Origin of the sequence: Hamadaea sp. NPDC050747, assembly GCF_040654195.1 — a bacterium.
Taxonomy (GTDB): domain Bacteria; phylum Actinomycetota; class Actinomycetes; order Mycobacteriales; family Micromonosporaceae; genus Hamadaea.
In genome coordinates this window covers 673,390-687,697 of record NZ_JBFAHM010000001.1, presented here as the reverse complement: position 1 = coordinate 687,697, position 14,308 = coordinate 673,390, and the positions used below count along the sequence as shown (strand labels likewise).

Below are 14,308 nucleotides of genomic sequence, written 5' to 3'. Positions count from 1 at the left end.
CGACTCCACGGCAGTCTAGGAGTCGAGGTGGGGCAGTACCCGGTGGACAGGTTGCTGACCTGCTCCACCTGCCAGGACCTGATGAAGCAGAAGCCAATTTCGCCCGCTGCCGGTCGAATCATGGTCCATGATTCGACCGAGAACCCTGATCCAGCGCCCAAAAGAAGCGGGGTCAGAAGGTGGTGAGGTCGAGGACGAGCTGCGGTACGAAGCCGGCCGCGACAGCGGCCAGCGTCACGACGCCGAGCACGATCGCGACAGCGATCGAGGCGCGCGGCGCGGGCGTACCCTCCCCGTCGCGATAAAGCGGCAGAACCGCGCGGAGGTAGACGGCCAGGCCGACGACGGCCGCGATCGCAGCGGCGGCGACCACGAACCAGGCCTTGGCGTCGACCAGCGCCCGGATCACGAAGACCTTGGCGAACAGGCCGGCGAGGGCGGGCGGCAGCCCGGCGAGCCCCACCACCGCGAAGGCGTATGCCGCCGACCGCACGGGCGCGGTCCGGCCCAGTCCGGCGTACTCGCCGAGGGTGCCGCCGTCGGCTCCGGCCGGGCGCAACGAGATCACTCCTGCGAAGGCGCCCAGTTCGACGGTCACATAGATCAGGGCGTACGCCAGGGTCGCCGTCACTAGTGGACCGGCGTCGACGACGTGCACGGCGGCCAACGGGGCGAGCATGAAACCGGCCTGCGCGACCGACGACCACGCGAGCAGGCGCACCATCCGCTGCTGGCGGAGGGCGACGAGCGTACCGACGAGCAGCGTCGCGGCGGCGACGACGCCCAGCACCGGACCGGTGACCTGGGTCCAGGCAGGTCCGATGAGGACGACGGCGTAGACGATGGCGACGAGGCCACCCAGCTTCGAGGCGGTCGACAGGTACGCCGCGATCGGCACCGGCCCACCGTCGTATGTGGTCGGCGCCCAGGCGTGGGCGGGGACGGCGGCGACCTTGAAGGCCACGCCGACGAGCAGCAGGATCAGGCCGGCCCCGGCCAGCGGCCGACCGGGTCCGTCGACGTCGAGCGCGGTCGACAGCGCCCGGAAGTGCACCTGGCCGGTGGCGGCATACATGAGGGCCGCGCCGAGCAGGGTCACCGCGGTCGCCGCCACGCTGGTCAGCAGGAACGTCACCGCCGCCTGAGCCGATTCGGGGGACTTGCGGCGCATCCCGACCAGCACGTAGAGCGGCAGCGTCAGCGTTTCGAGGGCCACGATGAGCGTGATCAGATCCCGGGCCCCGCCCAGCGCCACGCCCCCTGTCATGGAGGCGGCCAGGAGGAAGGCGTACTCGCCGGTGGGCAGGTCACCGCGCATGAGCGTGGGCGCGGAGAGCAGCAGGACCAGCGCCGCGATCGTCGCCACCGCGACGGCGAGCAGGGTGGCCGGCCCGTCGAAGGTCCACGAGCAGCCGGTCTCCACGCAGAACGAGCGGCGCGCACCGCCCGCGCCGACGATCGCCGAGCCGGCCGCGGTGGCGAGCGCGCCGAGCACACCAGCGCCGAGGGTGACCGCGACCCGGCCGAGCAGCAGGTCCGCGACGAGCACGAGGACCGCGGTCCCGGCCGCGAGGTAGAGCGGCAACAGTCCGATGTGGTCGATCATCGCGCCACCAACTCCATGAGGACCGGTGCCTCCACATATCCGACGACCAGCGCCGGCACCAGGCCGATGGCCAGCGCGAGCACCACGAGCGGCGCCCAGGCCAGACCCTCCGCCACGGTGACCGCGGGAATCCCGGTCACCGCGCGCGCCGCCGGGCCGTGGGTCACCCGCCTCAGCAATCTCAAGAGGTACGCCGCGGTCAGCGCACCGCCGACGGCGGCGATCGCGGCCAGCCAGCGCCAGCCGCCACCCTGGTCGACGGCGGCGACGACGGCGAACGCCTCGCCCCAGAAGCCGGCCAGGCCGGGCAGTCCGAGGCTGGCGAGGGCGGCGAAGCCGAGGATCCCGGCGAGAGCGGGCGAGGTCTCGCGCAACCCGCCGAGGTCGTGCAGGTCACCGGTGTGGGTGCGGTCCTTGATCGCCCCCGCGAGGAAGAACAGCAGGCCGGTGATGACGCCGTGGGCGATGTTGCCGAGCAACGCCGCCTGGACGCCGGTGGACTGGGCCAGCCCGCCGCTCGCCGCTCCGGCCGCGATGCCGAGCAGGACGAAGCCCATGTGCCCGACGCTCGAGTACGCGATGAGCCGCTTGAGTTCCCGCTGGGCGAGACACACCAGCGATCCGATGATGATGGCCGCGACGGCGAGGACGCCGAGCACCCGGGCGACCGCCTTCGCGCCCTCGGGCAGGACGCCCAGCCCGACCCGGATCATCCCGTAGGTGCCCATCTTCAGCAGCACACCGGCGAGGATGACGCTGCCAACCGTCGGCGCCTCGGTATGCGCGTCGGGCAGCCAGGTGTGCAGCGGCCACAACGGCGCTTTGACCGCGAACGCGATGGCGAGCACCACGAACAGGCCGATCTGCGTACCGCGGGAAAGGGTGGGGCCGGCAGTCAGGGCGGCGATGTCGAAGCTGCCCGCCGAGGTTCCGATGCCCAGTACGCCCACCAGCAACAGCACCGAGCCGAACAGCGTGTACAGCGCGAACTTCCGGGCGGCGCGGCGGCGGTCCGGCCCGCCCCAGCCCGCGATCACGGCGTACATGGGCAGGAGGACGACCTCGAACGAGATGAAGAACAGCACCAGGTCGAGCGAGGTGAACACGCCGATCAGCCCGACCTCGATGGCGAGCAGCAACGCCGCCAGCTTCCCGCCGGACGGCCGGTCCTCGGGCGCCCGCCACACCGTGTACGCGCAGCAGAGCAGCGTCAACAGCGTCGTGAGCACGATCAGCGGATAGGAGATCCCGTCGACGCCGAGCGCGAACCGCAGCCCGAGCGACGGCACCCAGTCGTAGCCGACCTGGTGCCAGAGACCCTCGTGCCGATAGGCGGCCAACGCCAGCGAGGCGAGGAACGTGAGCGCTGCGGCGATGGTCGCCACGATCCGGCCGATCCGGTCCGGCAGCAGTCCGGCGGCGATCGCACCGGCCAGCGGCACGGCGAGCAGCAGAATCAGCAGCGCGCTCATCTCAGCAGTCCATTCAGGGCGAAGACCACGACGGAGGCGGCGGCGATCATCAGCACACCGGCCAGCGCCCGGGGGATGCCGGACCGGTGCCAGCGGCTGAGCGAGCCGCCGAGGGCGAGCGTTCCCGCCCCCACCCCGGTCACCACGCCGTCCACTCCGGACTCGTCGGCCGATCGGGTGACCCGGGCCAGTCCCCGTACCGGGGCGACGACGAGGGCGTTCTGCACCGCGTCGAGCCCGAAGGCCGAGGCCACGAAGCCGCGCGTCCGGCCGAGCACGGTCACCGGATCCCCGGTACGCCGCCAGCCCCACCAGGCCGCGGCGATTCCAGCCACGACCAGCACGATCGGCAGCAGCGCCAGCGCGTCCAGCTCGGTCAGCTCCCGGTCGGTCAGGTACGCCCCCAGCCCGAGCCCGGCCGCCGGGACCGCCAGCACCGCGACCGGCGCCTGCATGACCCAGCTCGGGACGTGCACGTGATCGTTGTAGCCCGGTCCGAAGAACACGCGCAGCCACAGGCGCGTGGCGTACCAGGCGGTCACGAAGGTGCCGAGCAGACCGGCGAGGTAGACGGCCAGCGCCGTGCCGCCGGAGCCGTGTTCGGCGGCGGCGAGGATGGCCTCCTTGCTCCAGAACCCGGCCATCGGCGGGATCCCGGCGAGCGCGGCCAGCCCGATCGTCATCGACCAGAAGGTCACGGGCAGCGCCTTACGCAGCCCGCCCATCCGGGACATCAGGTTCGTGCCGACCGCGTGGATGACGCAGCCCGCGGCGAGGAACAGCAGCGCCTTGAACGCGGCGTGGGTGAGCAGGTGGAAGATCGCCGCAGTCGGCGCTCCGACCGCGAGCGCACCCGTCATGTAACCGAGCTGGCTCACCGTCGACCAGGCCAGTACGCGTTTGATGTCGTCCTGCGCGGTCGCGGCGAAGGCGCCCAGCAACAGCGTGATCGCGGCCATCACCCCGAGGACCGTCAACGCGCCCGGTGCCTGCTCGAAGACCGGGTAGAGCCGGGCGACGACGTAGACCCCGGCGGCGACCATCGTCGCAGCGTGGATCAACGCCGAGATCGGCGTCGGACCGGCCATCGCGTCGGGCAGCCAGGTGTGCAGGGGGAACTGCGCGCTCTTGCCCGCCACCCCGGCGAGCAACAGGATCGCGGCGGCGGTGAGCGTACCGGGGCTCATCTGGGGCAGCGACGGGATCACCTCGGCGATCCGGAAGCTGTGCGCGTTGACGCCCAGCAGGGCGATGCCGAGCAGGAAGCCGACGTCGCCGACGCGGGTCACGAGGAACGCCTTCACGGCGGCGGCGGGCGCCTCGGGAAGGCTCCGATCGTGCGCGATCAGCAGGTACGAGCAGGCGCCCATGACCTCCCAGCCGACGAGCACCAGGATCAGGTCGCCGCCGACGACCACCGCCAGCATGGCCGCCGTGAAGATGCTGATCTGCGCGGCGTACGGGCCGTAGCGGTCGTCACCGGCGAGATAACCGATCGAGTAGATCTGCACCGCCAGGGCCACGATCGCCACGGCGAGCGCCACGAACAGTGCTCGCTGGTCGATCGCCACCCCGAGGGTGACCCGGAAGCTTCCGATGGTCACCCAGTCCCGGGTCGTCTCGAACCCGGCCCGGGCGGCGTCGTTCGCCAGCAGCGCGATCACGATCAGCAGCGACACCGCCGCACCGGTCACACCCAGCGCCGCCCCGACCATCCGGTTGGCGCGGGGAGTCAGCAGCCCGGCCAGGCCGAGCACGGCGGGAACGGCGGGCAGCAGCGGGCCGAGGGTGTCAGGCGACATCCGGCACCCCCGTCCGGTCAGCAGTCGCAGTGGTCTCGCCGGTGTCACCGGTGTCGTCGTCGGCCGGCTCGGCCAGCGGGACCTCGTCGACGTTGATCGCCGCCTTCAGCCGGAACAGCTGCAGCACGACGGCCAGGCCCACGCCGATCTCGGCGGCGGCGATGACGATCACGAACAAGGTGAAGATCTGGCCGGTCGGAGCGGCCTTCGGGAGGGTGGCGTCGGCGGTGACGAAGATCAGGTTCACCGCGTTCAACATCAGCTCGACCGACATCAGCAGCAGGATCGCGTTGCGTCGCCGCAGTACGCCGAGAACGCCGAGGCCGAACAGAGCGCTGGCGACGGCGTAGGGGATGAAGGGGTGCATTACTTGGCCCCCCGGCTCACGACGACGGCCCCGATCAGGGCGCCCAGCAGCAGCACGGAGACCACCTCGAACGGCAGCGTCCACGTCGTGAAGATCGGCCCGCCGACCGTCTCGGCGTTGCCGTGCTGAGCGGGCAGGTCATACCGCGTCCACCCGTACGCCACGGCGAACAACGTGCCGAGGCTCAGGCCGACGCCGACCCCGACGACGCTCGCCGGACCGACCCGGCGGTCCAGGTCCTGACTCGGCCCGATCGGCGCCCGCGTCAGCATGACGGCGAACAGCAGCAGCACCACGACTGCGCCGAGGTAGATGAGCACCTGGGTCCAGGCCACCAACTCCGCCCCGAGCAGGAGGAACTCCACCGCCAGCGCGGCCAGGCAGACCACCAGCCACAGCCCCGCGCGTACCACTTGGTTGGTGGCGACGACCGCCCAGCCGGCGCCGACCGCGAGCAGGCCGACCCCCGCGAGCAGCAGATCCAGCCCGGTCATGCGACCACCGTCCGAGAGCCGGTCATGACGCGGCCTGTTGCTTCTTCGCGGCGGCTTGCTCCTCCTTGGCCGGCTCCCCCATCGGGTCGTGGGCCGGCGGCGGCGGAACCGTGGGCATCCACGCGCCCAGGTGGTCTTTCTCGTGCAGCAGATCGCGGATGTCGTACTCGGCGTACTCGAACTCGGGCGTCCAGTAGAGCGCGTCGAACGGGCACGCCTCGATGCAGATGCCGCAGTACATGCAGAGGGAGAAGTCGATCGCGAACCGGTCCAGCATGTTGCGCTGGCGCGGCCGCGCCGCGCCCGGCACGAGGACTTCTTCCTTGTGCGAGTCGATGTAGATGCACCAGTCGGGGCACTCGCGGGAGCAGAGCATGCACACCGTGCAGTTCTCCTCCAGCAGCGCGATCACCCCCCGGGACCGCGGCGGCAGATCCGGCGCGACATCCGGATACTGCTGGGTGTGCGACCGGCGGGTCATCGTCTTGAGCGTGACCGCCAGCCCCTTCGCCAGGCCCGCTCCCGGGAATCCGCCCTCACTCATGCGCACATCATTCCCTGTGTGGCCGACGCGCGCGAGCACCGGGTCATGACCAGGCCCGGATCCGAGCCGATCAGAGCAGTACGCGTACCACCGCGGTCAGCACGAGCTGCCCCAACGCCACCGGCACCAGGATCAGCCAGCACAACCGCTGCAGCTGGTCCTCGCGGAGCCGGGGGTAGGAGACCCGGATCCAGATCACGACGAACGCCACGGCGAAGGTCTTGATCAGCATCCAGAGCCAGCCGAGGCCGTCCGGCCCGGGACCGTGCCAGCCGCCGAGGAACAGCACCGAGGTCAGCGCCGAGATGACGACGATGCCGACGTACTCCGCCAGCAGGAAGAACGCGAACCGGAGTCCGGTGTATTCGGTCAAGTAGCCGAAGACGAGTTCGGAGTCGGCGACCGGCATGTCGAACGGCGGTCGCCGGATCTCGGCCAGGCCGGCGATGAAGAAGATCACGAGGGCGGGCAGCTGCCAGGCCAGCCACCAGGGGCGCCAGGCTTCCACGATGCCGCTCAGCGACAGCGTCCCGGCGGCCATGGCGACGCTGGCGGCCGACAGCACCAACGGCAACTCGTACGCCATCAGCTGTGCCGCCGCGCGCAACGCGCCCAGCAGCGAGTACTTGTTCGCCGAGGCCCAGCCGGACATGAGCACGGCGACGACGCCGACGCCGAGGACGGCGAGGACGAAGAACAGGCCGATGTCCAGCGTCTGCCCGACCAGGTCGCCAGGGCCGAGCGGGATGACCAGCAGGGCCAGCAGGTAGGGCAGGAGCGCGATGATCGGCGCGAACTTGAACACCGGCCGGTCGGCGGCGCGCGGCGTGACGTCTTCCTTCTGCGCGAACTTCACGCCGTCGGCGACGAGCTGCGCCCACCCGTGGAAGGCGCCGGCGTACATCGGGCCGAGCCGGCCCTGCATGTGCGCCATCACCTTGTGCTCGGTCTGCCCGACGATCAGGGGCAGGGTGAGGAAGGCGATCATGACTCCGGCGACGCGGATCGCCAGCTCCAGCCAGACCGGCATCAGGCGTCCCCTCCCCCGGCGGCGGGACCCCATTCACCCGGCGCGGGTACGCCCGGTGGCCGGACCGCCTGCCGACGCGGCGCGTCGCCATGGCCCTCGCCCGGCTCCTTCGCGCCCGGCCAGGGCTTGGCGACCCGGCTGGCCAGGACGAAGTCCTTGCGCAGCGGGTGCCCCTCGAACTCCGGGGTGAGCAGCAGACGCGGGAGGTCGCCGGGGAATCCGATGCCGAACATCTCGCAGGTTTCCCGCTCGTGCCACGACGCGCCCGGATAGACCTCGACGATCGAGGCGAGGCTGGGTTCCTCGCGGGGCAGCCGCGTACGCAACAGGAGTCCGAAGCGTTCGCGAGTGGACCAGAGGTGCGCCACGACGGTGAAGCCCTCGTCCAGCTCGTCCACGGCGGACAGCCAGTCGAAGAAGTCCAGGCCGAGCCCGTCCCGGGCGGTACGCGCGGCCGCGACCCACTGGGCGGGCGGCACGTCGGCCACGGCGCGGGCGTGCGCTCCGCCGCCGGAGACGCCGGGCTCGGCGGCTTCCAGCCCGGCCGAGGTGAGCAGGCCGGTCAGCCGGGAGCCGACCTCTTCGGGAGTCATGCGCCGATCCTAAACCGCTGCTGGGGATTGAGAACTACGCGGATGCGGCCCGTTTGTACACTGGGTCCCCCTGGCGGCGGAGCCGCCGGTTTCCCCTCGGGAGGCGACGTGCCGGAGCCCCGCGACTTCGCGGAGTTCTACGCGAGCACGTTCCACTCGCTCACCACGCAGGTCTACCTGCACACGGGAGATCTGGCCGAGGCGCAGGACGTCGCGCAGGAGGCGTTCTGCCGGGCGCTGATCCGCTGGCGGGAGGTCGGCGAATACGACGATCCGACGGCCTGGGTGCGCCGGGTCGCCTGGAACCTCGCGACCAGCCGCTGGCGGCGGATGCGGCGGGGGATGGAGTTGCTGCATCTGCACCGGATCGAGGTGGAGACGCCCGGTCCCACCCCCGACCGCGTGGCGCTGCACCGCGCCCTAAGGCTGCTGCCGGAACGCCACCGCCAGGCGGTGATCCTGTTCTACCTGGAAGATCTGACGATCGCGGAGATCGCCTCGCTGACCGGCGCGGCCGAGGGCACGGTCAAGTCCTGGCTGCACCGCGCGCGAACGACCCTGGCCGAGCATCTCCTCCCGGAACGCGAGGTGGAGCGTGCAGTCCGATGAGCGGCTCCGCGCACTGCTGAAGCACGCGGAAGCCGAGCTCCGCGCGCACGTCACGGCCCCGCCGCTCGTTCACCTGCGTCATCGGGTACGCCGACGAAGGCTCGCCCGCTCCGCGGCGGCCGGAGCAGCCGTCGCCCTGTCCGTCACGGGCCTGCTCCTCGCACCCCACGTACGCGGGCCGGAGCGCGTACCGCTGGCGGTGTCACCACCACCCACCCCGTCGGCGGAGCCGGCCGAGCCGCCGAACGTCTCCGGCATCCGGGGCGAAGATCGCCGGCCGATCAGCTCGCCCGTGCAGGCGTTGCCACGGCTGCAGGTCCAGCCCCTGGCGGTGACGGCCAAACTCACCGAAGCCGAAGTCGCCGCACACGTCGTCGTGCGTACGAGCGGATTCGGGTCGGTGCGGGTGACCGTCCAGTTCGCCTATCCGACCGGGCGGTTCGCGTACGCGACCGAGGAGGAGACCTTCACCGTCACGGGCACCGGCCGGAACGAGTTCATCGAAGTCGTCGGGCTGAGCCTCGACCAGGCGTGTGCCACCGCAGCCACGCCGACCGGAGACTTCGTGAGCGTGACCGCGCGTTACGAGACGGTCGGACGACCGGAAGACGACCTCGCCGGCTACGCCGTCATCCAGTGCCCATAGCGCCGTCGGCTCAAGCCGACAACCATTTGTCGAAGGAGGACCGGTCGAAGACGGCGGGCGGTGTACCGCGCCGTTGCTGCCGAAGCCGTTGCAGGTAGGACCAGACGGTGTCTGCGTCCGCCATGCCGGTCCGGCACGCAAGCCGAAGCAGGTCGAAGGTAGTGACGACCTGGATCCCCTGCTCGCGGGCGACTACCGGCACCGCTTTGTCGTCGGTGACGAACATGCCGCGAAGCGACCGGCTCGCCATGATCGCCAATGTCTCCGCTTCGCCGAGGTGGCGTAGGTGTCCTTCGCCCGGCCGCGCGAGGCGCGTACGAAGCGTCTGGGTCATGGTCAGCTCGCTGGGAGTCTCCGGCCGCAAGGGCTCGCCGAAGACCTCGTGCGCGTCCGCCATCGACTCCAGACCTGGATGCCGTGCCGATTGATCGCATTCGGCCGCCACCGAGGCACACCAGGTGCCGTTTCCCTTGATGAGCTTCGCGAGGAGGTCCATCCGGTTCAGCAGCGCGAAGTTGACCAGGACCGTATTGTCCGGGAGCACCAGCAGCGTCGGCACCTGGGCGTCCTAGAGGCCGAACGCGTCAGCTAGCGAGTCGACGGACATGGTTTCCGCCGGCGTCGGCTCGTCGACCTCGAGTGTGCTCTCCGGCACTCCCAGCATCCAGGCCAGTGTCGCTTTCGTCAAAACGCCCTTGGCGATCAGCGTCACGTGCGCTTCTTGCAGCGCCAGTGGGAACCGCCGAACGGCTGCCTCCTCCATTCGTCGAGTGATCGGCTCGCCGACCTCCTGGTGCGACCAATGCCGCCGGAGCAGACGTTGGGTCGGCTGAGAACGCCATTCCTGCAAGACATTGGAGAGCGGGATTCTCAGACTGCGAAGCCGGCTCACCACGGCTTCGATCGAAACCCCCCAATCCCAGATCAAGCCCGCGAGCTGCCCGACGGTCATCATGGACCAGTTCTGTGCCTGCATCATCCTCGTCGGCAACAGCAGCTCGGCCGCGAAGGCGTTGGCGGCCTCCTCATGACGGTCTCGTTCGTCGGCAGAGGTCTCCGGATCGGTATGTCGCTGCGAAAGGTGTCCGAGCTCGTGCGCCAGACACCAGTTCTGGTAGAACCAGTTGCCATTGGCGGGTACGAGGATGACGCCCCGCCCGCCGAGCGTGAAGCTGTATGACGTGGACAGCTCGGGAAGCCTGACGACGTCGATGTCGAACCGCTCCTCGATACGTGCGATGAGGGGGCGGACGAACCGCTCGCCCAAGATCGCGCGTGCGTCCGAGACCGACGAGGGGATGTCCGAAGCCGCGAGCGACGCTTCAACCGCCTGACGATAGGCCAGCGCTACGTCGTCCAGCATCGAGCGGTCGCGATCAGCGCCGCCCACCTCCCGTCGGCCGGTCGCCGGATCGAAGTCATGCCGAGCAACCATCCGGAGGCGTAGCGGGTCGGCCTCCCCGGTGATGAGGAAGTGGACATCTGCTTCCAGGAGGTCGGCAATGCGAGCGAGTTCAACCGCCGAGAATCCACGCTGGCCGCTCAAGGAACGAGAGAAGGCGTCCGGCGTCATCTCGACGCGGAGGGCGATCTCCCGGTGGGTTTGGTCGGCTGGCAGTAGCTCGCGCACGCGCTCTCCGATGCTGTCCGCCATGCCCACCAGGGTACGCTGGTGTTGGGAAAATCCCAACGCATCGAAGCTCGCTGCGCCTGAACCGTTACTAGGCGGGTGGCGGGACGACCGGGGCGGTGAGGGCGAGCGGATCGGGCCGGTCCACGCCGCCGATGCCGGGGTCCTCGGCCGCGATCTTCTCCTGCAGGCGCAGGATGCCGTGCAGGAGCGCCTCAGGCCGGGGCGGGCAGCCGGGGACGTAGACGTCGACCGGGATGATCTGGTCCACGCCCTTGGTGACCGAGTAGCTGTCCCAGTAGGGGCCGCCGCAGTTGCTGCACGCGCCGAACGAGATCACGTACTTCGGCTCGGGCATCTGGTCGTAGAGACGCTTGATCGCCGGGGCCATCTTGTCGGTGACCGTCCCGCTGACCACCATCAGGTCCGCCTGCCGAGGGCCGTGCGCGAACGGGATGACGCCCATCCGCATGAAGTCGTGCCGGCCCATGCTGGACGCGATGAACTCGATGGCGCAGCAGGCCAGGCCGAAGTTGAAGACCCACAGCGAATAGCGGCGACCCCAGTTCAGCACGAACTTGATGGGGTGGCCGAGGACCGCGGGCAGTTGCGCCATACCCTCAGCGTAATGCGTACGGGGGCTAGGCGGCCTCCGGGACGACCTCCGTGGTGAATCCGCGCAGGAAGAGCAGGGCCAGCCCGACGATGACCGCCGGGACTGCGGTGAAGCCGAGCAGGACGCCCAGCTCGGCGTGCGACGTCTGGACGGCGGAGATGCCGGTGGTGCTGGAGACGTAGCCGAAGAACTGCAGGACCTGCCCGAAGATGCCGGGGCCGAGGGCCAGCCCGAGCGTCTCCCCGGCGGTCCACACACCCGTGAAGACGCCCGCCTGACGCTTACCGGTCCGGGCCGTGTCGTACGCGATGCAGTCGGGCAGCAGGGCCAAGCCGAACAGCTGCTGACCGGCGTACCCGAAGCCGATCACGGCGATCATCGCGTACACGAGGAAATGCGGGACGAGTGGGGCGGTGACCAGGGCGAGCGTGGCCGCGGTCAGGGTGGCCGAGGCCAGGATGTAGCCGCGGACCTTGCCCAGCCGTTCGCCGACCCGCCGCCACAGCGGGGTCACGACGAGCGCCGGGGAGACCACGGTGAGGAAGAGCAGCGGCATCGCGCCGTGGTCGTGCAGGACGTGGTCGGCGAAGTACTGGACGCCGGCGAGCATGCAGGCGACGCCGGTGGCCTGGACGACGAAACACGCCACCAGTACGCGGAACGGCCGGTTCGCCGCGACCACCTTGAGCTGCGCGCGCAGCGACGGTTCGGAGGCCTGGATAGCACCGATCGGGGCGGTCGCGGTGCCGTAGAAGGCGCACAGCGTGCCGATGACCATGAGGGCCGCGACGAACAGGCCCATCAGCCGGTGCCCGACGATGCCGCCGCCGGTGTGGTCCACGATCCACGGCGCGACCGCGCCGGAGACGAGGATCGTCGTGGCCAGCAGGCCGACCCGCCACGTCATCATCCGCGTACGCTCGCCGGCGCTGTCGGTCATCTCGGCGGGCATCGAGACGTAGGGGACTTGGAAGAACGCGAACGCCGTCGCGGTGAGCAGGAAGGCGACCGCGACGTAGCTCACCGCGAGGACGGGGCTGCCACCGGGCGCGACCGCCCCGAAGGGTGCGGCGAAGAGGGCGGCGAAGAGCACAGCGAGGGTCAGCCCGGCCCCGAGCAGGTACGGCCGCCGTGCGCCCCAGCGAGTCTGCGTGCGATCGGAGACCCGGCCGACGAGCGGATTGGCGACGACGTCCCAGGCCTTGGGAGCCAGCACCAAAAGCCCCGCAAGACCGGCGGAGACGCCTAGAGTATCGGTCAAATAGGGCAGCAGGAGCAGCCCGGGAACAGTGCCGAACGCTCCCGTGACGAGTGAACCGAGCGAGTACCCGATGCGGACGCGCGGGGACAGAGGTTCGCTGTCGGCGGGAGCGACAGCCACACTGTTCTGCATGGGCACCGCCTCCATGGGCACAGAGCGTACGGGAGTGAGAATTAGTCGCGTACCGGCTGGGGTGGCCGCGGGACATCCCGCGACGGTCGAGGCTGGGCTGCGCGTCCTCGCCGAGGGCGGCAACGCCGTCGACGCCGCCGTCGCCGCGACCTTCGCCTCCTGCGCCGCCGAGACCATCCTGTGCGGACTGGGCGGTGGCGGATTCGCCACCGTGTTCTCGGCCAAGTCCGGCAGCGTCGCCGTCATCGACTTCTTCTGCGCCATGCCGGGACTCTCCGGCCAGACACCGGGACCGATGGTACCGATCGAGATCGACTTCGGCGGGGTCCCGATTCCCTACTCCATCGGCGGCGCCTCCGTCGCCGTCCCGGGCGTCCCGGCCGGCTGCGCCGAACTGCACCGCCGCTTCGGCCGGATCTCCTGGCTGGAGATCGTGCAACCGGCGTACGACATCGCGCACGCGGGGGTGCCGATCCCGCCGCCGCAGGCGGAGGCGCTGCGATCGATCGCCCCGGCGATGATCCTTGACCAGGGCGGTCCGGCGTACGCCCCCAACGGCCGCCTGCTCGACGGCGGCGACCACCTGCGGCACCCCGGGCTCGACGACGCCTTCGCCCTGCTCGCCTCGGGCTACGACGAGTTCGCCGAATACACCGCGGCCCTCATGGTCGACGCGGTCCAAGCCGGTGGGGGCTGCCTGAGCCGGAAGGACGTCGAGGCGTACCAGCCGATCTCGCGGCCGGTCCGGTCGGCGTCCCTGGCCGGCCGGCACGTCTGCGGGCGGCTGGACCTCAACCGCACGCTCCCCACGATCGCCGCTCTGCCGCAGCTGGACCCGCTCACCGGCCCGGAACGGGCCGTCGCGCTGGCGTACGCGCTCCAGGAGAACGCCCACCGTCCGGAAGGGCTCGGCGAGACGACCAACATCTCGGTGGTCGACGGGGACGGCAACGCCTGCGTCGTCACGCACACCCTCGGCCTCGGCTCCGGCGTCTGGCTGCCCGGCCTGGGCATCCACCTCAACTCGATGCTGGGCGAGGGCGAGCTGCTGGCGGGGCACATCCACCCCGGCGACCGGGTGCACTCGATGATGAGCCCACTCGTCGTGCTCTCCCCCGACGGGGACCTCGACCTCGCGGTCGGCTCGGCGGGCGCGTCCCGGATCCGGTCGGCGCTGCTCAGCACCCTGATCGCGTACCTGGTCGAGGGGCGCTCGGTGCCGGACGCGGTCGCCTCGCCCCGGCTGCACGTCGCCGGGCAGATCGCCCACCTCGAACCGGGCTACCCCGCCGACGACGCCGACGCGCTGGCCGAAGCCGGGTTCGTCGTGCAGCAGTGGGAGCAGACCAACCACTACTTCGGCGGGGTCAGCGCGGTCGGGCGTACCGGGGCGGCCGGTGATCCTCGGCGGGGTGGGCACGCCCACGTGCTGTGATCATCGCGTCAGCCATGCGGTTTCATCGGACATTCCGCCGCGCGAAACAGCATGGCTGACGCAATGATCAC

At 70.6% G+C, this 14,308-nt stretch carries 15 protein-coding genes; 3 read left to right on the top strand and 12 right to left on the bottom strand.

Translation table 11 applies throughout. The features are described 5' to 3' along the window. Nucleotides 1–172 precede the first annotated feature (172 nt). The 8 genes from AB0H43_RS03390 to AB0H43_RS03355 all read right to left on the bottom strand — a co-directional run bounded on the left by AB0H43_RS03390 (nt 173) and on the right by AB0H43_RS03355 (nt 7,908). Complete coding sequence (locus AB0H43_RS03390) at nt 173–1,606, bottom strand: proton-conducting transporter membrane subunit (protein WP_359995660.1); 1,434 nt, start codon at nt 1,604–1,606, stop codon at nt 173–175. Then, entirely contained in the window at nt 1,603–3,078 is a 1,476-nt protein-coding gene (locus AB0H43_RS03385) for an NADH-quinone oxidoreductase subunit M (protein WP_359995657.1), read from the bottom strand. The genes AB0H43_RS03390 and AB0H43_RS03385 overlap by 4 nt, the downstream gene beginning before the upstream one ends. After that, nucleotides 3,075–4,880, bottom strand: coding sequence for an NADH-quinone oxidoreductase subunit L (locus tag AB0H43_RS03380; RefSeq protein WP_359995655.1), 1,806 nt, complete (start codon nt 4,878–4,880; stop codon nt 3,075–3,077). The genes AB0H43_RS03385 and AB0H43_RS03380 overlap by 4 nt, the downstream gene beginning before the upstream one ends. Continuing rightward, a complete protein-coding gene (nuoK, locus tag AB0H43_RS03375) occupies nt 4,870–5,247 on the bottom strand; it encodes an NADH-quinone oxidoreductase subunit NuoK (RefSeq protein ID WP_359995652.1) in 378 nt (125 codons plus the stop codon). Before nuoK ends, AB0H43_RS03380 begins: the two co-directional genes overlap by 11 nt. Continuing rightward, a complete protein-coding gene (locus AB0H43_RS03370) occupies nt 5,247–5,741 on the bottom strand; it encodes an NADH-quinone oxidoreductase subunit J (RefSeq protein ID WP_359995649.1) in 495 nt (164 codons plus the stop codon). Before AB0H43_RS03370 ends, nuoK begins: the two co-directional genes overlap by 1 nt. A 22-nt stretch (nt 5,742–5,763) precedes the next feature. After that, nucleotides 5,764–6,285 (bottom strand): NADH-quinone oxidoreductase subunit I, encoded by a 522-nt coding sequence (locus tag AB0H43_RS03365; protein WP_359995646.1) that lies wholly within the window; start codon nt 6,283–6,285, stop codon nt 5,764–5,766. 70 nt (nt 6,286–6,355) lie between these two features. Then, complete coding sequence (gene nuoH, locus AB0H43_RS03360; RefSeq protein ID WP_359995643.1) at nt 6,356–7,315, bottom strand: NADH-quinone oxidoreductase subunit NuoH; 960 nt, start codon at nt 7,313–7,315, stop codon at nt 6,356–6,358. After that, on the bottom strand, nt 7,315–7,908 hold the full coding sequence (locus AB0H43_RS03355) for an NADH-quinone oxidoreductase subunit C (RefSeq protein ID WP_359995641.1): 594 nt from the start codon (nt 7,906–7,908) through the stop codon (nt 7,315–7,317). The genes nuoH and AB0H43_RS03355 overlap by 1 nt, the downstream gene beginning before the upstream one ends. 108 nt (nt 7,909–8,016) lie before the next feature. Here AB0H43_RS03355 and AB0H43_RS03350 point away from each other — a divergent pair, with 108 nt between their 5' ends. Beyond that, complete coding sequence (locus AB0H43_RS03350; protein WP_359995638.1) at nt 8,017–8,517, top strand: SigE family RNA polymerase sigma factor; 501 nt, start codon at nt 8,017–8,019, stop codon at nt 8,515–8,517. Next, nucleotides 8,504–9,163, top strand: coding sequence for a hypothetical protein (locus tag AB0H43_RS03345; protein WP_359995635.1), 660 nt, complete (start codon nt 8,504–8,506; stop codon nt 9,161–9,163). The genes AB0H43_RS03350 and AB0H43_RS03345 overlap by 14 nt, the downstream gene beginning before the upstream one ends. A 10-nt stretch (nt 9,164–9,173) precedes the next feature. On the opposite strand, the gene AB0H43_RS03340 is transcribed toward AB0H43_RS03345, so the two are convergent. The 4 genes from AB0H43_RS03340 to AB0H43_RS03325 form a co-directional block, all read right to left on the bottom strand. Continuing rightward, entirely contained in the window at nt 9,174–9,722 is a 549-nt protein-coding gene (locus AB0H43_RS03340; protein WP_359995632.1) for a hypothetical protein, read from the bottom strand. Between the two features lie 9 nt (nt 9,723–9,731). Then, entirely contained in the window at nt 9,732–10,817 is a 1,086-nt protein-coding gene (locus AB0H43_RS03335) for an ImmA/IrrE family metallo-endopeptidase (protein ID WP_359995630.1), read from the bottom strand. Between the two features lie 67 nt (nt 10,818–10,884). Further along, a complete protein-coding gene (locus AB0H43_RS03330; protein ID WP_359995627.1) occupies nt 10,885–11,409 on the bottom strand; it encodes an NADH-quinone oxidoreductase subunit B family protein in 525 nt (174 codons plus the stop codon). Nucleotides 11,410–11,434: 25 nt separating this feature from the next. Then, nucleotides 11,435–12,802 (bottom strand): MFS transporter, encoded by a 1,368-nt coding sequence (locus tag AB0H43_RS03325; RefSeq protein WP_359995800.1) that lies wholly within the window; start codon nt 12,800–12,802, stop codon nt 11,435–11,437. Between AB0H43_RS03325 and AB0H43_RS03320 the strand changes: the two genes are divergently transcribed. Further along, the gene (locus AB0H43_RS03320) at nt 12,801–14,237 is read left to right on the top strand and encodes a gamma-glutamyltransferase (RefSeq protein ID WP_359995624.1); all 1,437 of its coding nucleotides are present in this window, start codon (nt 12,801–12,803) and stop codon (nt 14,235–14,237) included. The genes AB0H43_RS03325 and AB0H43_RS03320 overlap by 2 nt on opposite strands. The last annotated feature ends 71 nt before the right edge of the window (nt 14,238–14,308 follow it).